Annotated in this window: 17 protein-coding genes and 2 pseudogenes; 15 read left to right on the top strand and 4 right to left on the bottom strand. The window is 60.4% G+C overall.

Annotated elements, in window-relative coordinates; all coding sequences use genetic code 11:
* Positions 1–583: 583 nt before the first annotated feature.
* Positions 584–1,393, bottom strand: a complete 810-nt coding sequence (locus EM858_RS25330) for a LysR substrate-binding domain-containing protein (RefSeq protein WP_127758377.1) — start codon at positions 1,391–1,393, stop codon at positions 584–586.
* Between the two features lie 531 nt (positions 1,394–1,924).
* Here EM858_RS25330 and EM858_RS27335 point away from each other — a divergent pair.
* Positions 1,925–2,482 (top strand): DMT family transporter, encoded by a 558-nt coding sequence (locus EM858_RS27335; protein ID WP_280960152.1) that lies wholly within the window; start codon positions 1,925–1,927, stop codon positions 2,480–2,482.
* A gap of 64 nt (positions 2,483–2,546) precedes the next feature.
* Here EM858_RS27335 and EM858_RS27485 read toward each other — a convergent pair.
* From EM858_RS27485 to EM858_RS25310, 3 genes and pseudogenes are all read right to left on the bottom strand, one after another.
* Positions 2,547–2,914, bottom strand: a pseudogene (locus tag EM858_RS27485) (IS21 family transposase); the annotation flags it as partial.
* Between the two features lie 176 nt (positions 2,915–3,090).
* Positions 3,091–4,578, bottom strand: a complete 1,488-nt coding sequence (locus tag EM858_RS25315; protein ID WP_127758376.1) for an FGGY-family carbohydrate kinase — start codon at positions 4,576–4,578, stop codon at positions 3,091–3,093.
* A gap of 120 nt (positions 4,579–4,698) precedes the next feature.
* The gene (locus EM858_RS25310; RefSeq protein WP_127758375.1) at positions 4,699–5,685 is read right to left on the bottom strand and encodes a sugar-binding transcriptional regulator; all 987 of its coding nucleotides are present in this window, start codon (positions 5,683–5,685) and stop codon (positions 4,699–4,701) included.
* 129 nt (positions 5,686–5,814) lie between these two features.
* Here EM858_RS25310 and EM858_RS25305 point away from each other — a divergent pair, with 129 nt between their 5' ends.
* From EM858_RS25305 to EM858_RS25240, 14 genes and pseudogenes are all read left to right on the top strand, one after another.
* Entirely contained in the window at positions 5,815–7,158 is a 1,344-nt protein-coding gene (locus tag EM858_RS25305; RefSeq protein WP_245483045.1) for a sn-glycerol-1-phosphate dehydrogenase, read from the top strand.
* A 4-nt stretch (positions 7,159–7,162) separates the two neighbouring features.
* A complete protein-coding gene (locus tag EM858_RS25300; RefSeq protein WP_127758373.1) occupies positions 7,163–7,975 on the top strand; it encodes an HAD-IIB family hydrolase in 813 nt (270 codons plus the stop codon).
* Positions 7,972–9,507, top strand: coding sequence for a glycerol-3-phosphate dehydrogenase (glpD, locus tag EM858_RS25295; RefSeq protein ID WP_127758372.1), 1,536 nt, complete (start codon positions 7,972–7,974; stop codon positions 9,505–9,507). Before EM858_RS25300 ends, glpD begins: the two co-directional genes overlap by 4 nt.
* 124 nt (positions 9,508–9,631) lie before the next feature.
* Positions 9,632–10,519, top strand: a complete 888-nt coding sequence (locus EM858_RS25290; protein ID WP_127758371.1) for a sugar ABC transporter permease — start codon at positions 9,632–9,634, stop codon at positions 10,517–10,519.
* Positions 10,520–10,521: 2 nt separating this feature from the next.
* Entirely contained in the window at positions 10,522–11,397 is an 876-nt protein-coding gene (locus EM858_RS25285) for a carbohydrate ABC transporter permease (RefSeq protein ID WP_127758370.1), read from the top strand.
* Between the two features lie 82 nt (positions 11,398–11,479).
* Complete coding sequence (locus tag EM858_RS25280) at positions 11,480–12,976, top strand: extracellular solute-binding protein (protein WP_127758369.1); 1,497 nt, start codon at positions 11,480–11,482, stop codon at positions 12,974–12,976.
* 73 nt (positions 12,977–13,049) lie between these two features.
* Positions 13,050–13,775: an SDR family oxidoreductase gene (locus tag EM858_RS25275; RefSeq protein ID WP_127758368.1), complete on the top strand. Its 726-nt coding sequence runs from the start codon at positions 13,050–13,052 to the stop codon at positions 13,773–13,775.
* A gap of 50 nt (positions 13,776–13,825) precedes the next feature.
* Complete coding sequence (gene ugpC, locus EM858_RS25270; RefSeq protein WP_127758367.1) at positions 13,826–14,890, top strand: sn-glycerol-3-phosphate ABC transporter ATP-binding protein UgpC; 1,065 nt, start codon at positions 13,826–13,828, stop codon at positions 14,888–14,890.
* Between the two features lie 72 nt (positions 14,891–14,962).
* The gene (locus EM858_RS25265; protein WP_127758366.1) at positions 14,963–17,011 is read left to right on the top strand and encodes a bifunctional aldolase/short-chain dehydrogenase; all 2,049 of its coding nucleotides are present in this window, start codon (positions 14,963–14,965) and stop codon (positions 17,009–17,011) included.
* A gap of 33 nt (positions 17,012–17,044) precedes the next feature.
* The gene (locus EM858_RS25260) at positions 17,045–18,067 is read left to right on the top strand and encodes a glycerol-3-phosphate dehydrogenase (RefSeq protein ID WP_127758365.1); all 1,023 of its coding nucleotides are present in this window, start codon (positions 17,045–17,047) and stop codon (positions 18,065–18,067) included.
* A gap of 65 nt (positions 18,068–18,132) precedes the next feature.
* A pseudogene (locus tag EM858_RS25255) lies at positions 18,133–18,556 on the top strand (RpiB/LacA/LacB family sugar-phosphate isomerase); the annotation flags it as partial.
* Positions 18,557–19,094: 538 nt separating this feature from the next.
* Complete coding sequence (locus EM858_RS25250; RefSeq protein WP_127758364.1) at positions 19,095–19,772, top strand: GntR family transcriptional regulator; 678 nt, start codon at positions 19,095–19,097, stop codon at positions 19,770–19,772.
* Positions 19,773–19,917: 145 nt separating this feature from the next.
* Positions 19,918–20,754 carry an NAD(P)-dependent oxidoreductase gene (locus EM858_RS25245; RefSeq protein ID WP_245483047.1) on the top strand — a complete coding sequence of 279 codons (837 nt, stop codon included), beginning with the start codon at positions 19,918–19,920 and terminating at the stop codon, positions 20,752–20,754.
* A 91-nt stretch (positions 20,755–20,845) separates the two neighbouring features.
* Positions 20,846–21,274 (top strand): carboxymuconolactone decarboxylase family protein, encoded by a 429-nt coding sequence (locus tag EM858_RS25240; RefSeq protein ID WP_170985392.1) that lies wholly within the window; start codon positions 20,846–20,848, stop codon positions 21,272–21,274.
* Positions 21,275–21,305: the final 31 nt, after the last annotated feature.

Raw genomic sequence — 21,305 nt, 5'->3', positions numbered from 1 at the left:
GGTGGAATCATGGGCGGTATTCTTTTGGACGCCTATGGCCAAACGGCGTTTCCATGGGCGCTGACCGTTTTGCTGATCATCGCCCTTTTGATCGCCTGGTCCGGACGGGCGCGCGGATTTACTCCGGGTGCACGCACCTCCAACGCAAAGGTGGGGGGACACTGACGGTTCACTAAGACATGGATCGGTCCATCGTTGTAGCGATGGGGCCGAAACACGACCGCGACTGAAATGCGAAGCCATGTCTCCCATTGGCGCGTAGTAACAACGGGTCAGCGGTTCGATTCCGTTCAAGGCGAAGAAGCTCGTTCGAAAACGTGCCCAATGTCAACTGCCGTCCATTTGCGGCGTCTAATGCCGGTCGCCGCGTCCGGACGCTTTACGCCCGCCTACTGTACTGGCCAGTGAGGCAACAGGGGCTGCCGAACAGTAAAGACCTGTGCTGGCCGGGGAGTCGGACTTTGAGCAGGTCGGCACACGGCAACGGCAGCGACCCTATCGCTCCGGATCGGGTGCAACCGTTTTGGCTCGGTTGCGCCTAAACAACATGCTCCCGAATCCACGTGAAACGGCTAAGGCCGCATCATCGTGCGTCTTCTTCGGAAGAACCAGATAGTAGCCGAGTGGCGACGATGTTATCCACCACCTGCACCAATCTCCCTGAGCTAAGAGCATCTTCCAAAAAAACACGATTTGCCATTGCCAATCCTTGACCGGACATCGCCGCCTCGATCACAAGAGCAGCCTGGTTAATATGAAGCTCCGCCCATGCCTGGTGATCGCCAAGTAACGTCGTCCAAATAGCCTGACCATCGTTGAGCAGCGTGAATTCAGCGAGGTCCTGTGCTGTCAACGGAAGCGAGCACTTTGATATCAGGTTGGGACTACCCACCACGATCATGTCGGAGAACAGAAATTCTGCGGCCTGCCCCAACGGGAATGGCGGTTTGGTTAGGCGCACAGCAAGATCAACGCCATCTCGTTCAAAGTCAGAAACCGCATCAGTCGCAAGTACGCGCAATTCGATATCTGGATATTCGACAGAGAAATTGGGCAGGTTAGGGATTAAGCATTTCGACGCAAATGTCGGCGTCACGCTAACCGTCACAATCCGCTTCCGCGACAGCGCGGTGTCCGTCGCCGCGATAAGTTGCTCAAAGGCCCGGTGGACCTCAGAGAAATAGACCGCCCCTCTCTCGGTCAACTGCACGCCCCGTCGCAGGCGTTGGAAGAGCAGGAAGCCAAGCTTCGTCTCCAATCCGCGAACCTGCTGGGCAACCGCGCCCTGCGTAACACCAAGTTCGTCAGCCGCGGCTCTAAAACTCAGTCGTCGTCCTGCGGCCTCGAAGGCACGCAAAGCATTAAGAGGAGGAAGTGCACGAAGAGACTTCATATCGCAGATGATAGAATTTCTACATGCAGGTTACAATGAAACTTATGCCAGATTGACCGGTATCGGGTGTAATTATTTTTATTCGAAAATCCGGCCTTGCGCCGTTTTGGCAAAGCCTTTGATCTTTCATCCTAGCTCCGTAGCAACGAGGCAAACTTATGCGTTTTACATATCTCGTATTCGCTCTCCTTGGATAATTTTGGGGCTCGAACTTCATCTACATGAAGTGGGCGGCCGAGCTGATAACACCTTTGCAAATAACGCTCTTGCGTGTGTTTTTCGGGTTCCTGCCACTGGCCTTCGTCGCGTGGCAAAAAGGTGTGGTTCACCGCGATCAGGCCCGGCACTTACCGCATTTTCTTGTCATGGCGCTTGGAGTGCCCCCGTTTCGCCGGACATGTCGGCTAGATTGATTTAGCCCTGATGAACTGCCGAGGGGAAGCCATCTTGAGAGCGGAATGGGGATCGATCTCAATTTTCACGACCATCGCGACTCTCTTATTCCTGCGCACTGAAAAGTTAAATGCTTTGATGCTCGGCGGTGTGCTAGTGGGGTTCGCGGGCATCGTCCTCATTGCGCAGCCTTGGGAAGTGACAGACAGAACTATCAACTTGACTGGGGTGGCGTGGATGCTGGCTGCGACTACAATTCTCGGCGTCTCATACGTCTATGTCCGTCGTTTCCTGCCGCCCCACAATCTGCCGCCCCTTGCGCTTGCCACATGGCAAACGGGCGTGGCCTTGCTGTTGCTCCTAGCTGTCACCGATCGAACGGGAATGGGCAACATTCTGCAAAACTGGCACGCCGCCGCTGGTGTTGCCATAGGTCTCGGCGTCCTGGGAACGGGAATGGCTTTCCTGATCTACTATTTTTTGCTGCAAGAACTGGGCGCGGTAGCAGCCTCGGGCGCGACCTATATCACGCCAAATGTTGCATTGCTAATCGGCTGGGCCGCCGGCGAGAAAGTCGGCATACAGGAAATTGCCGCAATTGTTCTGGTTCTTGCCAGTATCGCCATGTTGCAGATTGGCAGACAACGTGCCGTCCGGATGACAGAGCAGTTGAGGCCTGCGACCGCTAAATCATAGATGTGGAAGCGGAGAACGGACGTAAGATGCGCAGCATCAAGATCGCTACGCACCAACTTAATTAGGCCCGGACGATAAAGGCACTGCTGTCGCTCAGCTTCGTATGTGCCACCTGCAGCTTGGTGCGCTCATTGCCAATGATCGCCCAATCCTCAGAGCAGTCAAACTGGAAAGCTTCACCCGGCTCAAACGCCAGGGGGACAAACGTGCCGCGTCGCGTTGTTTCGATTCCTCTTCAGCCGGGCAAGATAGTCGATCCGCGAATGGATCAAGCTTGCTCGGCCGCTCCGGGACGCTGAACTTCGGCTCAACGCCGCCGGCACGCAGATATTTGCTGATGGCATTCCGGGATAGGCCCGTCCTGCAACATATCTCCCGGATCGATAGCTGATCCCGAAAATGCCAGCGTCGGATTACGCTCAGTAACGCCATGCCGATCACTCCAGAGCCCCCTGCTGAAACCACAGGGGATTGAAACATGGGTCAATTCTGAGTGATATTTTCCCGCCGTCCCGGGTCAGCTCTTAGCGCAAATCAACAGCGTGCATTTTGCGTTCATTATCGCAACTGCGATCGAGGTCAAACAGCGTTGAGAACTGTGGAAGGAATTAGATGACGCCATGTAAGGCGGGATAGAGACCGCTTTGACGTGCTGAAAGGGCGCGCCAATCGTCACGCGCATGCAAATCCGGATCAACCTGCTCGGCAAGGCGGGTCATGGCGTTGGTTGCTGCTGCAAAATTTTCGTACCAGCCGTGACCGACAGCTGCGCTGATCCCGGCGCCAAGGGCCGAGGCTTCATTGGAGAGACTGCGGATCACCGGCAGGCCGCTCGCGTCTGCCACTATCTGCCGCCACAGCGAACTTTCGGCACCGCCACCGATGACGAATATGCGATCTGCTTCAATCCCGGCAGCGCGCATCTGTTCGAGCGACCGTACAAACTCCAGCGTGATCGCCTCGATAGAGGCGCGATAAAGATGACCCATGCCGGTTTCGGGGCCCATGCCGACGAAAGCGGCGCGTGCGGTCATATCCCAATGGGGGTCCATACAGCCTAGGAGATAGGTTGAAACGGTGACCCCGCCCGAGCCTATCGGTAATCCGCGCGCCTCCGCTTCGAGTTTTCCGAAAAGTTCCGCGCTGCTGCGGCTCCCCGCGAAGGTTTCTAGCAACCAGTTTATGAAATAGGCGCCTCCGCGCTGACAATTCTCCAGAAGATAACCTTCCCCGCTCGGCGAGGTGAGGGTGCGCCAGTATCGGCTCAGTTCAGCCGTCGGTGACCAAAGACCGCCCACGACGGCGGTTCCAAGATTGAGATAGGCGATGCCGGAACTGATGGCGCCGACGCCGAGAGCCGCGCAATGGCCGTCACCCCCTGCCGCATAGACGGGCGTGCCGGTCCGCAACCCTGTCGAAGATGCGGCATCTGCCGTCACGTGACCGATGAGGGAACCCGGGCGATGGGCGGGCGGGAGTTTTGCCGGCGGGATGCCGAGATGGTCAAGGATTTCGTGTGACCAGGCTTTTTTCTCGATGTCGAAAATGCCGAAGGGATCGCCGCTCGTCCAGCTTGCGGCTGCTTCTCCCGTCAGTTTCTGTACGAGGAAATCATGGACGCTGAGTATCTGCGCGGCTTTGTCGAGGAGGGCGGGATCGGTCTCGCGCAGATGACGCAGACGATAAACACAGGGAATGACATCGACCGGCTTTCCCGAAATGGTGTGTATGCGTTTGCCGCCAAGTTCGTTTGCGAGCACGGGAACCATTTCGGCGGCGCGGCGGTCCAGCCAAAGCGTTGCCGGAGCAAGCGGCCTGCCTTCGGCATCGAGCAGGACCATGGTTTCGCGCTGGTTGGAAATGGCGATGCCATCGATGCTGTCGGCGGCGACCTGCCGGGTGAGGGATTTCAGTGCGTCGATGGCGGCAGCCCACCAATCTTCCGCATTCTGTTCCGCTTTCAAAGGGTGAGGCGTGCTGATGACATGCGGCGCGCGACCTTCCGCGCGCGGGGCGCCGTCCATGGTCCAGGCGATCGCCTTCACCGACTGGGTCGATGAATCGATGCCGACGACATAGCGTTCCCTGTACTGCATAAGCGCTCCTCCCATCCCATGCTCCGGTTCCGCTTTCTGCCGGCCCGGTGAATTCGCAGTGTTACGGGCCTTTGTCGCCGGGCGGCGTCTCCCTCGCCATCCGGGTGCCCTGTCGCAGCCTCAGCCGGACAACAGGATTTCGGCCGTTGCCATGTCCGTCACGAAATGCGTGGCGTAACCGGCGTTCAGCGTCGCCCTGATCGCCGCGATTTTGGCCGATCCTCCCGCCAGACAGATGCGGTTGCGCACCCGGCGCAGCTCATCGAGCGTGATGCCGACCATGCGATCGTCATGATCGCCGCCGAGCGGGCGGCCATCCGCGCCGATGAAGCGGCCGATGATGACGGCGACGGCGCCGCGCGCCACATAATCTTCCATCTCTTCTTTACTGGCGATGCCGGATAGACGCACCGTGCTCTTCGGCCCGATATCGCCGACACCGAAAAGCACATGATTGGTCGAATGCACCAATTCCATCTGCTTCTTGAGGATAGGCTCGGCAAGCAGCTGGGCCTTGAGTTCCCGCGTCGTCAGAAAGGCGGGTGCAAGCAGGTTGACGCAGCGCGCATGAATGCGGTTTGACAGGAGCGAGGTGCAGAATTCCGGCGAAAAATCGCGCTCCCCCGTCGAGCTTCCCGAAACCTGCACCACCGTCAGATCGGTGACCGGGCGGGTCAGCGAAATGCGGTCGGCGGCGGCCAGCACCGTGCGGCCCCAGGCGACGCCGATCGTATCGCCATCCACCAGCATATCGGCCAGAACCCGCGCCCCGGCGTCTCCCAGCCGGTCGGCGAGGTTTTGCTCGTCAGCGCTCGGTATGACGAAGGCGCCGTCGAGACGGTATTTTTCCATCAGCGCCCGGGCAATCGTGGTGCGGCTGCCGGCGGCCGGGCTGATATGGACCGAGACGACGCCGCGCTCCCGGGCCTCCTGCAGATAATTCACGATTGTCGCGCGCGAAACGCCGAGCTGCTTGGCGATTTCGCTCTGGGTCATCTGATCCGCATAATAGAGCCAGGCGGCCCACATGATGGCGTCGCCGAATTCCGTGGGCACTATGGCCCCGGTTTCTCCGGCCGGTCTTCCTGAAGTTCTTTCCTGTGTCATGCCGCTATCTGGCGCAAGCAGGTGTCATTTGTCAACTGCTCTTGTCATGTGTATTGACAAATGACAGATGATGTTGTCACTTGTTGAAAATGGACGTGGAAGACGAGGGCTTGGGAGATGGAAACAGCGATGACGGTGGCATTGGGCACGGAGGCGCCTCAGGGCGGCTGGACGGCGCTGATCGATGATCTGGTGGCTGGCAACTGGACCAACCCCGAAACCGGCAAGCGCGCCACCGTTCCCTATGAAAAGATCGTCATCGAAGACACGCTCGACGGCGCGGAGGCCGGTCTTGTCGCGGGTCTCGATCTCGGTGAGCGCTTCACTGTCGTTGCCGATCCCGATACCTGGGATGCCATGGGGTCGCGGGTGGCGGCGGCGCTCAAGGCGCTCGGCCCGGTCGAAACGGTGATCCTCGATCATCCCCATGCCGACATGGCCGCCGTGGCCGACCTCACCGAAAAGCTGAAACATGCCGGGGCGGTGATCGCGGTCGGCTCCGGCACGATCAACGATCTCTGCAAATTCGTGACCGGTAAGACGGACCGGCGTTACGCCGTTTTCGCGACGGCCGCGTCGATGAACGGCTACACCTCGACGACGGCCTCGATCACGCTCGAAAACGGGTTGAAGGTCTCGTTGCCGTCCCATGCGCCGGCCGGTTTCTTCGTGGATCTGGGCGTGACGGCCGCTGCGCCCACCTATCTTTCGGCGTCCGGCTTTGCGGATTGCCTGGTGCGGTCCGTCGCGCAGATCGACTGGTGGATGTCGCACCGCCTGCTCGGCAGTCTCTATTCGACCGTTCCCTATATTCTTCAGGAGAAGGATGAGGCGGAGCTGAATGCCCGCGCGAAAGGGCTTGCCGCCGGCGATGTTGCGGCCAATGGCTATCTGCACCGCGTGCTGGCCTTTTGCGGTCTCGGCGTGTCCTTCACCGGCATGTCGAACCACGGGTCGATGGGCGAGCATCAGATTTCCCACTATATCGACTGCTTCGCGGGCGAGCGCCATCGTGGCACGCTGCATGGGCAGCAGGTCGGCGTTGCGACGCTGACCATGGCGCGGCTGCAGGCGCATTACCTCGCCAGCGAAACGCCGCCGGTCATCCGGCCGAGCGTGATCGATCCGGCCGACATGGCGCGGCGCATGGGCGGCGATATCGCCGCGCATTGCCTTGCGGAAATCCAGCCGAAACTGTTCGACGCGCGCGCCGCCGCCGCGATGAACGAAAAATTCGCTGACTTGTGGCCGACCCTTCGTCGGGAGTTGCAGGCTTTCGCGCTGCCTGTTGTGGAAATGGAGCAACTGCTTCGCGATGCGGGCGGGCCGATGACGGCGGCCGATCTCGGTCTGCCGGTGGAGTTCTACCGCGAGTCGGTTCTGCATTGCCGTGAAATGCGCAATCGCTATTCCTTCCTCGATATTGCCGCCGACGAGGGCATCCTCGCCGATTTCGTGTCCGGGGAGGCTTGATCAGATGCAGGCGATCGCGGATATGCCCATCGAGATTGCGCGCCACGTCAGGGTGCTGCTTTGCGATATCGACGATACGCTCACCAATGAGGGGCGGCTTCCGGCCTGCGCTTACGCGGCGCTGGAGCGGCTGACGCAGGCGGGCATCGCGGTGGTGCCGATCACCGGCCGGCCGGCCGGCTGGTGCGACATGATCGCCCGCCTCTGGCCTGTCGCCGGCGTCGTCGGCGAAAACGGTGCCTTCTATTTTGCCTACAATGAAAATGCCCGCCGCATGCGCCGCGTCTTCGCCATCGAGGACAGCCAGCGCACGCTGGATCGGGAAAAGCTTCAAAAGATTCGCGCCCGGGTGTTGGCCGAGGTGTCGGGGGCGGCGGTCTCGGCCGACCAGCTTTATCGCGAAGCCGATCTCGCCATCGATTTCAGCGAGGACGTGCCGCTTTTGCCGGTCGCCCATATCGACCGGATCAAACGGATTTTCGAGGAGGAGGGCGCGGTCGCGAAGATTTCGTCCATCCACGTCAACGGCTGGTACGGCGCTTACGACAAGCTGACCATGGCCCGCCGTTTCGCTGCCGAAATTCTTGATCTCGACATCGATCGGGATCGCGACCGCGTGGTCTTCGTCGGCGATAGCCCGAATGACGCGCCGATGTTCGGCTTCTTTCCCCATGCCTGCGGGGTCGCGAACGTGCTTCAGTTCCGCGGCCGTATCGAGGCGGAGCCGGCCTATGTGACGGTTCGGGAAGGCGGCCACGGTTTCGTGGAGGTCGCGGATCGCATTCTCGACGCGCGCGGCGGGAGGGATGCGGCATGACCGAGACGGTTTACGATCTTGTTATCATCGGCGGCGGCATCAATGGCGCGGGGATCGCGCGCGATGCGGCCGGTCGTGGGTTGAAGGTGCTGCTCGCCGAACAGGCCGACCTCGGTTCTGCGACGTCGTCGAATTCGACGAAGCTCATCCATGGCGGCCTGCGTTATCTGGAGCACTACGAGTTCAGGCTGGTGCGTCATGCGCTGGCGGAACGCGAACGTCTGTGGGCGATTGCGCCGCATATCATCTGGCCGTTGCGGTTCGTATTACCGCATCGCAAGGGGCTGCGCCCGGCATGGCTGCTGCGTCTTGGCCTGTTCATCTATGACCATCTGGGCGGCCGCAGGCTTTTGCCCGCCACTACGACGCTTCGGTTGAAGACCGATCCCGCCGGCGCGCCGCTGCGGGATGTTTCCTCGGTCGGCTTCGAATATTCGGATTGCTGGGTGCAGGATAATCGCCTCGTTGTCCTCAATGTTCGCGATGCGGCGTCGCTGGGTGCGGATGTACGGGTTGGAACACGGTGCGTCTCTGCCCGTCGCGACAAGGGGCTGTGGGTCGTGCGTCTTCAGGATGCCGAAACCGGCGCTGGCAGCGAAGTGCGTGCCCGCGCCATCGTGAACGCCGCCGGTCCGTGGGTGGACAAGGTCGTCGGCGATATCACGGGCGGCGGAGCGCCGGCGCGGGTGCGTCTCGTGCAGGGTTCGCATGTGGTCGTGCGCAAGCTTTACGATCACGACCGCTGCTATATCTTCCAGAATCCGGACGGCCGCATCTTCTTCGCCATTCCCTATGAGGAGGATTTCACGCTGATCGGCACGACCGACCGGGATTACCAGGGTGCGCCGGACAAGGTCGAAGCGTCAGCGGAGGAGATCGACTATCTCGTGGCGGCGGCGTCCTCCTATTTCAAGCGGCAGCTGACGGCGGCGGATGTGGTCTGGACCTATTCCGGGGTGCGCGCCCTCTATGACAATGGCGCGGCCAAAGCGCAGGAGACGACACGTGACTATGTGCTGCTGCTCGACCGGCCGGCCGGGCAAGCGCCGCTGCTTTCGGTTTTCGGCGGCAAGATCACCACGTTTCGCTGCCTGGCGGAAGACGCGCTCGACAGGCTTGCCGCGATCTTTCCCGACTGGAACAGGGATCGCGGCTGGACCGCCAGACGCGCCCTGCCGGGGGGCGGCTTTCCCGTCGGCACGGCCGACGATCTCATCTCCGACCTTCGCGCGGATTTTCCCTTCCTGTCCGTTCGCCAGGCGCGCCGATTGGTCCGCCATTATGGTCTGGAGGCAAGGGAGATACTCGGTACGGCAAAGAGCAGGGAAGATCTCGGCCGTGATTTCGGCGGCTCGCTGACAGAGGCGGAAGTGAATTTCCTGATGGAGCGGGAATATGCGCGTACCGCCGCCGATATTGTCTGGCGGCGCACGAAGTCAGGCCTGCGAATGACGGTCGGGGAGATCGAAGCGCTGGACATTTGGATGCGTCAGCGCCGCTCATTTCCGAAAAGGGCGAGCGCTGCGCGATAGGAATGACGTCACCCTTGGGAGAGGTGGGCGCAGTAACACGGATATCCGTGGGACTTTGAAAAATAAGGGGACGACGCGGGACACGCCATGCGTGTTCCACGACGGCCCGAGGAGGAGGAACAGCATGTCCGTTGCACAGGTAAAACGCATCGCGATTTCGGATTCGCCATGGCCATGGCTGCTGCCGCTGATCGCGTTATTGATCGTCTTCACCATCTATCCGCTGATCTACAATGTCTGGCTGAGCTTCCATGAATTCGTGCCGCGCAAGCGCACGCTCGCTTTTGTCGGCTTCGATAACTGGATCCAGCTCTGGAACGACACCCGCTTCTGGGGCGCACTTGGCGTGACTTTCGTCTATTTCGTTGTGGCGCTGACCATCGAGATCGTCCTCGGCATGGCGGTTGCGCTGCTTCTCGATGCCGAACTGCCGGGTTTCGGGGCGCTGCGCGCCATTCTGTCGATGACGCTGGTTATTCCGCCGGCCATTGCCGGCATGATGTTCCTGCTGATGCAGGATCCGCAATTCGGCATCATTCCTTATCTTCTCGATACGCTCGGCCTGCTCGACAAATCGACGCCGATCCTTGCGACATCCTCGCTGGCGCTGGCGGGGGTCCTCGTCGCGGAAATCTGGCAGTGGACGCCGTTCATGGTGCTGATTTTCATGGCGGGCCTGCGCTCGCTGCCGAGCGAACCCTATGAGGCGGCGATGATCGACGGGGCGTCGTCGCTCCAGATGTTCCGTCGCCTGACGCTGCCGATGATGTCGCGGGTGATCGCGGTGGCGGTGCTGTTGCGCGGCATCGATCTGTTCCGTGTCTTCGACTACGTCTTCGTGATGACCTCCGGCGGACCCGGCACCTCCACCTATACGCTCAGCCTCTATGCCTGGCAGCAGACCTTCTCCTTCCTGAAGTGGGGTTACGGCGCAACGCTCAGCCTTACCAGCCTGGTGATCGTCATGGTGCTCGCCAATCTGTTCATCCGCATTGCAAAGATACGGTGGTAATCATGCATCAGAGCCGTTTTGCCCGCACCCTCAGAACCATTGCCGGCTGGCTGGTCGTCGGGGCGTTCTTCTTCCCGATCTATTTCTGGACTTCGGTCGCCTTCCGCGACGCCAAGGACATCTTCAACTGGCCGCCGATCATCGCCGATTTCCAGCCGACGGTGCGCAATTTCGAACAGGTCTTCGGCATCTCGTTCGGTTTTGCCCGCGATGCCAGCGTGTCGCCCGGCGGCGGCAATTTCTATATGGGACCGCGCCTGTGGGATTCGATTGTGGTCGCTTCGCTCTCGACCGTGCTTGCCATCGTCGTCGCGACGCTCGCCTCCTATGCGCTGTCGCGCATGAATTTTCGCGGCCGCCACGACTTCGTCAACTGGGTGCTGTCCACCCGCATGATGCCGCCGGTCGCGGTCGCGATCCCGATGTTCTTCATCTTCAAGCAGTTCAGCCTGCTCGATACTTACGTCGGCATCATCCTCATTCACGGGCTGATGAACCTGCCGCTCGCCGTGCTGCTGCTGAAGAGCTTCTTCGACGACATTCCGGCCGAGATCGATGAAAGCGCGCTGCTCGACGGCGCGTCGCGCTGGACGATCTTCCGCCGCATCGTTCTGCCGATGGCCAAGGGCGGCATCGCCGCCACCGCGGTCCTCTGCTTCATCTTTTCGTGGACCGAGTTCCTGTTCGTGCTGACGCTGACGCAGACCGGCATCAAGACCGTGCCCGTCGTCTCGTCCACCTTCGTGACGTCTATCGGCACCGCCTGGGGCAACATGGCCGCCCTTGGCGCTGCGGCGATCGTACCGGCCTTCATCGTGATCCTTCTCGTCCAGCGCCATCTGGTGCGCGGCCTGACCATGGGTTCGCTGAAGCAGTGACAAAGCCTGCGCACGAGGAGTGCGCGGATCAACAAGGGAATCCCGTCGTCAAACACGGCGAGGGAAAAGAGGAGGAGAGAACATGAAAGAGGAAGACAGAAAGCTTTATCTCGCATCCATCACCGACCGGTTCGTGCGCGGGGGGATGGATCGCCGTTCGTTCCTGAGTTCCGCCGGCAAGCTTGGCCTCGGAGCCGCCGCGCTCGGCATGGGCATGGGCAGCCGGCCGTTCGTCATGAACAGGGCGCTGGCTGAGGAGCAGCTGACCCCCAGCCCGGACATTCTCGCGTGGCTGAAGGACGTCGGCAAACCTTTCGCCGGCACGACGCTGAAGCTTGCGACGGAATCGACGCCGCCATCCAACGCCATCAACTCGCAGCTCAAGAAATATTTCGAGGAAGCGACCGGCATCAAGGTCGAAATCGAGGTTCTGCCGCTCGAACAGGTTCTGCAAAAACTGACGCTCGACGTCGCCTCCTCGCTCGGTACCTACGACCTCTATTACATCGACCAGAGCTGGGCGGCCTCGTTCAGTCAGGATGTTTTCGACCCGCGCGAGCAAATTCAGGCAAAGCCCGACCTCGCCATGCCGAATTATAATATCGACGACTTCATGCCGGCGCTGGTCGACGGTATCGCCAAATACGAGGATCGCTGGGTGGGCGTGCCCTACGATATCCCGATCTTCATCATGATCTACCGCAAGGATATCTACGAGAAGCTCGGCCTGAAGGCCCCGACCACTTTCGAGGATCTCCTCAACAATTCCGTCACTATTACCAAGGAGATGGGGCCGAAGGTTTACGGTTATGCCGGCCAGATGAAATCCGGCCATTATGCGCTGGAATGCGAATGGACTTCCATGCTGTGGGGTCACGGCGGCTCGGTCTTCACCGCCGACAAGAAATTCTCCGGCAATGACGAGCGGGGTATCGCCGCGCTCGACTACTATACGTCGCTGCGCAAGGTCATGCCGCCCGGCGTCGATCAATGGACCTGGGACGGTCAGGGTCAGGCGGTCGCGCAGGGCGTCGCAGCCTCCATGCTCTCCTGGGGTGAGTTCTTCCCCTATTTCGACGATCCGACGCAGACCAAGGTTTCCGGACTTTGCGAAGCGGTCATTCCGCCGCAGCCGTTTGCGCTGCGCAAGCCTTCGGAATGCGGTTACGGCGAAATCCCCGGCGTCGGCCACCAGGGCGGCTCCTCGCTTGCCGTCTCGCGATATTCGAAAAGCCCTGACGCGGCATGGCTGTTCATGCAATGGGCGACCTGCGCCGATACGCAGGCCCTCATTACCACACTCGGCGGTGGCACCGGGCCGACCCGCACCTCGGTCTATAACGATCCCCGCGTCAAAGCCCATGCCCGTGTGGGCGCCGGCACGACCCGCCACCTGCCCGTCGTGCGCGAGACGATCGACAAATATATGGGGTCGGAGCCGGATCTGCCGGAATGGGCGCAGCTTTCCAACGACACGATCCCGGTCGGTCTCGGCAAGTATTTCGCCGGCAATTACGGCTCGTCCAAACAGGCGATGGACGACATCGCCTCGCAGGTCGAAGCGGTGCTGAAGGGCTGATCCGAGAAATGCGAAGGGCGGCGTGGCCGTCGCCCTTCCAGACCGGAAGACAAGGGAAAACGGGAGGACAATCATGGCGGATAAACCGTTGATCGCGATCACGGGTGCGAGTTCCGGTATCGGCGAGGCCGTGGCGCGGGCCTTCTCTGCGGCGGGCCACCCGCTGCTGTTGATCGCCCGCCGGCTCGACCGGCTTGAGGCGCTCGGTTTGCCGGACGCCGTTTTGAAAAAGGCGGACGTACGCGACCGCGCCGCTCTTGCCGAAGCGGTGAAAGAGGCCGAGGCGACGTTCGGCCCGGTGGACATGATGTTCGCCAATGCCGGCATCGCAAGGCTCGGCGATATCGGCCGCCAGCCGCCGGAAGAATGGGACGAGATGATCGACATCAACACCAAGGGCGTGATGAACAGCGTCCATGCGGTGATGAACGGTATGATGACGCGCAAATGCGGCACGCTCGTCATGATGAGTTCGATTGCCGGCCGCAAGGTCTATCCCGACCATACCGTTTATTGCGGCACCAAGTTCTTCGTGCATGCCGTGTCCGAGAGCCTGCGCGAATATCTGGCGCCGCACGATGTGCGCGTCATCGTCGTCTCTCCCGGGATCATCGATACGGAAGTGCTCGATCATGTGAAGGACGAGGCGACGCTCGCCGGCTACAGGGCCAACAAGCAGGCCATCGGTGGGGGAATTTCGGCGGATATCGTCGCCGGTCTCATCCTCGACGCTTACCGGCTGCCGCAGCGGGCCATCGTTCAGGAAATCGTCATCACGCCGACACGGCAGACATATTGACCATGCCGCCGGCGGGTCCGGCAGGCTGACAAAAATGGAGTGGGAACCCCATGGCGACCGTGGAATATCAGGGTATCGGCAAGTCGTTCGGCGCCTTTACGATCATGCGAGACATTTCCTTCAAGATCGAGGACCACGAGTTCGTCGTGCTTCTCGGTCCCTCGGGCTGCGGCAAGACGACGCTTTTGCGGATGACGGCGGGCCTCGAAACCGTCAGCGGCGGCGATCTTCTGATCGGCGGCCGGCGTGTCAATGAGGTTCACCCGCGCGATCGTTCGATTGCGATGGTGTTCCAGAACTACGCGCTTTATCCGACCATGAAAGTCTATGACAACATTGCCTTCAGCCTCGAGGTCGCCAAGGTGCCGCCGGCTGAGATCAGGAAGCGGGTGGAATGGGCTGCCGCGACGCTCAATCTCACCGCCTATCTCGACCGTTACCCCAAGGAATTGTCGGGCGGCCAGCGCCAGCGTGTCGCCATGGGCCGCGCCATGGTGCGCGAGGCGCAGGTTTTCCTGTTCGACGAGCCGCTTTCCAATCTCGACGCGAAGCTGCGCGCCCATATGCGCACGGAAATCCGCCAGCTCCACAACCGCCTGAAGACCACGACGATCTATGTCACCCACGACCAGATCGAGGCCATGACCATGGCCGACAAGATCGTCGTGATGCGGGCCGGTAAGATCGAGCAGATCGGCTCGCCCGACGATGTCTATGACCGTCCGGCCAGCAAATATGTCGCCGACTTTATCGGAAGCTCGTCGATCAATTTCCTCCCCGGAACGGTCGTCGCATCGAACGGCACACCCGCCGTCGATACGGCGACCGGACGGGTGCCGCTTGAAGCGACGACGACGGCAAGGGCCGGGCAAAAGGTGATTGTCGGCCTGCGCCCTACCGATGTCGTGGTGGACGAGGCAGGGCCGCTTGCCGCGAAATCCTTGCTGCTCGAACGGCTCGGCCATGATGCGCAGCTTTTCTGCGACGGGCCGGACGGCCGCTTCCTGGCCGTCGTCGACAAGGCGGCGCGGTTTGCCGAGGGCAGCGACGTCCGTTTCTCCATCGCGCCCGCCAAGGTTCATGTCTTCGATGCCGAAACGGAGGTCCGCATCTAAGGGTGCGCGCTCCAAATCTCACAGTGTCAGGAATATCGGGCCGGGCAGACGGCCGCAGGAAAGGAATTTGCAATGAAATCGCGCTGGTCGGACTCAGAGTTCAAATCCGTGGTCGATGCCTATGTCGCCAAGGGAATCAACCGCGACCTCGCCATCCGCACCTATACGACGCGGCTTCTCGGCGTGGACCCGGAACTGGTGCTGCATGGCGGCGGCAACACCTCGGTCAAGACGGTGTTCACGGAAATGGACGGTTCCGAGGTCGATGTTTTATGCGTCAAGGGCAGCGGCTGGGACATGGGCACCATCGAACCGCCTGGCCTGCCTGCCGTGCGTCTCGAGGCGCTGAAGGCGATGGTCGGCTTCGAAACGCTGACCGATGACGACATGGTGATGCTGCAGCGCCGGTTGCTCCTCGATCCGGCCGCGCCTAATCCTTCGGTGGAGGCGATCCTGCACGGGCTGCTGCCGTTCAAACATATCGATCACACCCACGCCAACGCCATCGTATCGCTGACCAACCAGCCGCATGGCGAAGAGATTGTGCGCGAACTCTTCCCCGACAGCATCATCGTGCCCTATGTCATGCCGGGTTTCGATCTCGCCAAGGCCTGCGACGCTGCCTTCCGGGCGAACCCTGATGGCGACGGGATGATCCTCCTCAAACACGGCATCTTCACCTGGTCGGAGGATCCCCGCCAATCCTATGAGGACATGATCGAAAAGATCGACAGGGCCGAGCGCCGTATCGCTGAAGGCCGGGCGAAGCCGTTCAAAAGCATCGCCATTCCCGAAAAGCTCGCCACCGCTGCCGATATCGCGCCGATCCTGCGCGGCGCAATCGCCATCGACACCGGCATTGAGGGCGCGCCGAAACGCTTCGTGCTCGAACACCGCACGGGCGAGAAGATCCTCGATTTCTGCAATGCCGAAAATGTCGAAAGCCTCGTCAAGCGTGGCAATGCGACGCCGGAACATGTCATCCACATCAAGCGCTTCGGCGTGGCGCTGCCGGCCCCGGTCGAGGGGCAATTGGAGCAATGGGCCGAGATGGTCCGTGCGGCGGTGGGCGCCTATCAGGCCGAATACAAGGCTTATTTCGAGCGCAACAATGCCCGCGTCGGCGGCATCAAACATATGCTCGACCCCATGCCCCGTGTGTTCTACGTCACCGGCATCGGCCTCTTTGCGGCCGGGGCGGCGCGCAAGAATGCGAGTGTCGGCGCAGATGTGGCGGAAGCCACCATTTCGGTCATCACCAATGCCGAGGGCATCGATGCCTTCGAGGCGCTTTCGGAGGCCGATCTCTTCGACATCGAATATTGGTCGCTCGAACAGGTGAAGCTGACCAAGGTTCAGGAAAAGCCGCTGACCCGGCAGGTCGCCATCGTCACCGGTGGGGCAAGCGGTCTCGGTCTTGCCGTGGCCGAGGCGCTGAAGGCGGAGGGGGCGGAAGTCGCCCTGTTCGATATTTCCGACGAGGCGGTGAGGCGGGAAGCAAAACGGATTGGCGCATTTCCGGTGGTCTGCGACGTCACCAGCCCCGCTTCCGTGGATGCGGCGGTGACAAGCGTGGCGCGCCATTTCGGCGGCGTCGATATTCTGATTTCCAATGCCGGGGCGGCTTTCCAGGGCAAGCTGCTTTCCGTGGATGAGGCGACTTTTCGCAGGGCGTTCGACCTCAATTTCTGGGGCCATCACTACATGGCGCGCGCCGCGGTGCGGGTGATGGAGAAACAGAATACCGGCGGGGCGATTGTCTTCAATGTCTCGAAACAGGCAGTCAATCCCGGCGCCGATTTCGGTCCCTACGGCACCTCCAAGGCGGCGCTGATGGCGCTGATGCGCCAATACGCCATTGAGCACGGCGTATCGGGCATCACCTCGAACGCCGTCAATGCCGACCGTATCCGCACCGGCCTGATGACGGATGCGATGGTGCAGGAGCGCTCGAAAGCGCGCGGCCTGACGCCGGAGGCCTATATGCGCGGCAATCTCGTCGGCCGTGAAGTGACGGGCGCGGATGTGGCAGCGGCCTTCGTGCACCTTGCGAAAGCGCGCAGCTCGACAGGCGCGGTGATCACCGTCGATGGCGGCAATGTCGCGGCGATGATGCGCTGAAGCCTGTCTCCCAAAGGTTTGAAGGAAAAGACCATGGCAAAAATACTCATCCTTGGCGCCGGCGTTATGGGCAGTGCGCTAAGCATTCCGGCGGTGGATAACGGCCACGCGGTCACTCTGGTAGGTACACCCCTCGATGGCGAACCTGTTCGCCGCATGAAGGCGGGCGAGGCGCATCCGAAGCTCGACCGGCCGCTGCCGGATAACGTTGTGATCTTCGCCGATCACGAACTGACGTCCGAGCATATGGCGTCTGCCGATTTAGTCATCATTGGCGTCAGCAGCCCGGGGATTTCATGGGTGATCAAGCGGCTCAACGAGACCCTTTTGACGCCGAAACCGGTCGCCTTCGTAACCAAGGGACTCGATCGCAAGCATGGTCGCATCGTCACTTATGCGCAAACGTTGCCGGGGCAAGTGACGAATATGGCAGCCTTCATCGGCATCGGCGGACCCTGCATTGCGCGGGAACTGGCCAATCGCTATCCGACGACGAGCGTCTATGCCTGCCGTGATCGGCAAACCGCCGCTTTTGCAGCGGAATTGTTACGAACGCCTTATTACCGCCTTGCGGTCAATGACGACGTGATCGGGGTCGAAGCCTGTGCCGCCCTCAAGAATTTCTTCGCGATCGGCGTCAGCGCCATGCAGACCCGTTACCCCGATACGACGCGCGCCGACGGGCAATCCAAGAACCCGACAGCGGCGGCCTTCACGCAGGCCGCCGGCGAAATGGCGATGCTCTGCGAGCGGATCGGCGGTCGGTGCGACACCGCCTTCGACCTTGCCGGCATCGGTGATCTGCATGTGACCGTTGGCGGTGGTCGCAACAGCCGTCTTGGCCACGGCCTTGGACGCAACCAAACAGTGAGCGGCATGATGGCCAGTGAACTCGCGGGCGAGACGGTGGAAGGTATCGACACCGCCCGCGTGCTGGTGGAGCTGCTCAACACTGTTCCTTCGGCGAAAACCGATTTTCCACTCGCCTGCGCGATCATCGCCGCCGTGCTCGATGGCGGCACGCTGGACTTCGATTTCGCCACGCTTTTTGCCTGAGCCGCAAGGCCGCGCCGGTTGCGCAGCCACCAATTCATTCTTCAGACACAGGGAAGGAAACCGCCATGAAAATTGCCCTCGGCGCCGACCGCCCCGGTAAACCACTGCTGGATATCATCGCCGCCCATCTGGCCGGGCGGCCGGATATCGAGGCCACAGACCTTAGCTAATCCGGTTACTACGCCGATCTTGCCGCCAGGATCGGACAGGATATTCTCGAGCACAAGCACGATCGGGTGATTTTATTTTGCGGCACCGGGATCGGCGTCTGCATCTCGGCCAACAAGGTGGCAGGGTATACGGGCGGCTCTGACGCACGATACTTATTCGGTAGAGCGCGCCGCCAAATCGAACAACGCCCAGATAATCACCCTGGACGCGCGCGTCGTTGGTCCCGAACTGGCAAAGACGATCGTCGATACCTGGCTGGCGTCGAATTTCGATCCGGACGGCCCATCGGCAGACAATGTTCAGGCGAATAACAGGCTCACGGTGACGTGCTGTCGGATGGCCCAATCGTTGACGATCAACCGGCCATCCAGCGGCGACATCTTTAACGTGCCGAAAGCGTAAAAATACGTGACAGCCACAGCTCCGTCTGAGCCTTGCCCCGCAGTTTTCTCAAAAAGTTTGTGATTGTCTGCGCGCGGCGAGCTGCCATCGAGTGCCGATATCAGCTGACATAACCCCCTCAGCAATCGCTTACACTTACGACACCAGTTTTCGGAGGGGTGTCGGATCCCTCTTTGAGCCGGGGCCATCCATGACCGTGGAGAATCCGCAAGGCTGCGGCTGTCTGACACGACGAGCCGGTGCGAATCCGGTACCGCCACGGCTCTCCTCCGAAGCGCCCGCTTTTTGATCCCTCGATATTTGAATGTGAAGACGAGCAGGCAAAGCTATAGCAGTAGGATCAACTGATACTGGTAGCTCTCAGACAATCTGGATTGATATTAAGCGCGAATGCCTGCATATGTAGGGAATGATTTAAGCACGGCGTGTGCCGTTTACAGGTGTTGGCGGGGCGATGCAGACGGACCTACAAATATCCAAACAGAGCGCGACGTTGCGCTCTAAAGTTGAGGAAACCTTACGTCAGGCGATCGTCAGCGGGCGGTTCAAGCCCGGCCAGCGACTGGTTGAGCGCGAACTTTGCGAAATGCTGGGCGTCGGCAGAACCTCGGTTCGCGAGGCCATGCGACAGCTCGAAGCTGAAGGCATCATCACAAGCTATCCCCATAAGGGGCCGGTGGTCAGTACGATCACTTACGAGGAAGCCCAGCAACTCTATACCGTGCGAGCGCTTCTTGAGGGATTCGCGGGCCAGCAGTTCGCCGAGCACGGCACAGCCGCCGACATAGCGATCCTGCAAGCCGCGGTGGTCGAATTTGAAGCCGCTGCCGAAAGTGGCGTCGGTACGAGGCTGATAGACGCGAAAAATGCGTTTTACAACTGCTTGATGGACGGAAGCAAAAACGTGTTCGTAAGGCAGATGCTGACTGCTTTACATAACCGCATCAACCTCCTTCGGATGACATCCATGACTCAGCCGGGGCGCCTTTCGCACAGCATTGCCGAAATCAAGGATATCGCAAACGCAATCAAGAATCGCAATGGTCCGTTGGCGGCTGCAGCCTGCAAATTCCACATCGACCAGGCTGCGAAAGTGGTACTAGAATACCTGCGAAAGAACGCCGCGCCATAATCTTAACATTTTGATTGACAGATTGTCTGATAATCCGTTTAATACCTTCTGAAGAAGAGTGAGCTTTGTTGCTCGCGTGCATTCGGAGGAAAAATTGTCAGCGACAGTCGACGCAACTCGCGTGGCCTTTATCGGGCTGGGCGCCATGGGCCAGCCGATGGCTCAACATCTCATCTCGGCAGGCTTCGAGGTTGTCGGTTTCGACCTTTCGAAAGACGCCAGGGTAAAGCTCACCGATGCCGGCGGACGAGCCGTCGAAACGATTTCCGAGGCTATGGTCGGGGCGAGTTTCGTGATCACCATGCTTCCGAACGGCAAGATCGTACGCGACGCGCTTCTGGGCGGCAACGCCTGTGGCGGCCTCAAGCAAAATGCCGTTGTCATAGACATGAGTTCGTCCGCTCCAAGCGATACAAGGGATCTCGGTCTCGAGCTTGCTTCTCGTGGTCTTCGGCTGGTTGATGCCCCTGTCTCCGGAGGAGTCAAGCGCGCCGTTTCTGGCACCTTGACAATCATGGCCGGGGGGGAGGATGCTGATATCGATGAGGCCGAGCCCCTGCTGAAGGCAGTGGGGCAACAGGTGTTCCGGACGGGGCCGGTTGGCTCGGGTCACGCGATGAAAGCGATTAACAACTTCGTATCTGGTGCCGGTGTACTCGCGGCGATCGAGGGTGTCCTTCTGGGACGTGCCTTCGGTCTGGAGCCTGAGACGATCGTCGATATTCTCAACTCGTCGTCTGGCAAGAACAATGCCACCGAAGTGAAGATGAAGCAGTTCATTCTTTCTGAGACGTTCGGGTCGGGATTTGCCATTGGCCTGATGGCCAAGGATATTCGCATCGCCGCCGATCTGGCCAAGACGCTTGGTCTTCGCCTCGACGCTCTCGCCAGCACGGCAGATGCGTGGGATGCGGCACAGAAAGCGCTGGGTCCTTCCGAGGACCACACCCGCATCATCCGATACGTCGAAGATCACAATTAGCCGCGGAAATCCGCGGAATGTGGTAAAATTGACAGATTGTCTGAAAATCAGTTCATTTTACTGAAAACCGGAAAGCTAGGAGTGCCGTCGAATGACCGCAACGAAAGAAGCGACAGTGAAAACACACGGCAAGGAGCGGCCTGTCCCTTCGGAACAGTTCGCTCAAGGGCTGGCGACGCGTCGTGAAGTCATGGGTGATGCCTATGTCGACGCGGCACTCGGCAAGGCGACCGACTTCACCTGGCCTATGCAGCAGCTCGTCACCGAGTATTGCTGGGACAACATCTGGAACCGACCAGGCCTCGACAGGCGCGCGCGGTCCATTCTGAACCTTGGCATGATCTCCGTTCTCAATCGTCCGCATGAGCTCAAAGGCCACGTGCGCGGCGCGATCAACAACGGCCTCACCAAGGAGGAAATCCAGGAGATTTTCCTGCAGGTCGCGATTTACGCGGGCGTACCGGCGGGCATCGACAGTTTCAGAAACGCCCAGGAGGTCTTCAACGAAATGGGTATCTGAAGCCGCGGCCGCAGGCGCGGCGGAAAATTTT

It is taken from the genome of Agrobacterium sp. CNPSo 2736, assembly GCF_004005385.1.
GTDB lineage: Bacteria > Pseudomonadota > Alphaproteobacteria > Rhizobiales > Rhizobiaceae > Agrobacterium > Agrobacterium leguminum.
The sequence above is the reverse complement of the archived record's forward strand: the minus strand, read 5'-3'. Positions and strand labels throughout refer to the sequence as shown.

Coding starts and splice junctions, on each gene's coding strand:
- EM858_RS25330 (WP_127758377.1), bottom strand. CDS start 1,393: ATGAAGTCTCTTCGTGCACTTCCTCCTCTTAATGCTTTGCGTGCCTTC.
- EM858_RS27335 (WP_280960152.1), top strand. CDS start 1,925: ATGCTCGGCGGTGTGCTAGTGGGGTTCGCGGGCATCGTCCTCATTGCG.
- EM858_RS25315 (WP_127758376.1), bottom strand. CDS start 4,578: ATGCAGTACAGGGAACGCTATGTCGTCGGCATCGATTCATCGACCCAG.
- EM858_RS25310 (WP_127758375.1), bottom strand. CDS start 5,685: ATGACACAGGAAAGAACTTCAGGAAGACCGGCCGGAGAAACCGGGGCC.
- EM858_RS25305 (WP_245483045.1), top strand. CDS start 5,815: ATGACGGTGGCATTGGGCACGGAGGCGCCTCAGGGCGGCTGGACGGCG.
- EM858_RS25300 (WP_127758373.1), top strand. CDS start 7,163: ATGCAGGCGATCGCGGATATGCCCATCGAGATTGCGCGCCACGTCAGG.
- glpD (WP_127758372.1), top strand. CDS start 7,972: ATGACCGAGACGGTTTACGATCTTGTTATCATCGGCGGCGGCATCAAT.
- EM858_RS25290 (WP_127758371.1), top strand. CDS start 9,632: ATGTCCGTTGCACAGGTAAAACGCATCGCGATTTCGGATTCGCCATGG.
- EM858_RS25285 (WP_127758370.1), top strand. CDS start 10,522: ATGCATCAGAGCCGTTTTGCCCGCACCCTCAGAACCATTGCCGGCTGG.
- EM858_RS25280 (WP_127758369.1), top strand. CDS start 11,480: ATGAAAGAGGAAGACAGAAAGCTTTATCTCGCATCCATCACCGACCGG.
- EM858_RS25275 (WP_127758368.1), top strand. CDS start 13,050: ATGGCGGATAAACCGTTGATCGCGATCACGGGTGCGAGTTCCGGTATC.
- ugpC (WP_127758367.1), top strand. CDS start 13,826: ATGGCGACCGTGGAATATCAGGGTATCGGCAAGTCGTTCGGCGCCTTT.
- EM858_RS25265 (WP_127758366.1), top strand. CDS start 14,963: ATGAAATCGCGCTGGTCGGACTCAGAGTTCAAATCCGTGGTCGATGCC.
- EM858_RS25260 (WP_127758365.1), top strand. CDS start 17,045: ATGGCAAAAATACTCATCCTTGGCGCCGGCGTTATGGGCAGTGCGCTA.
- EM858_RS25250 (WP_127758364.1), top strand. CDS start 19,095: ATGCAGACGGACCTACAAATATCCAAACAGAGCGCGACGTTGCGCTCT.
- EM858_RS25245 (WP_245483047.1), top strand. CDS start 19,918: ATGGGCCAGCCGATGGCTCAACATCTCATCTCGGCAGGCTTCGAGGTT.
- EM858_RS25240 (WP_170985392.1), top strand. CDS start 20,846: ATGACCGCAACGAAAGAAGCGACAGTGAAAACACACGGCAAGGAGCGG.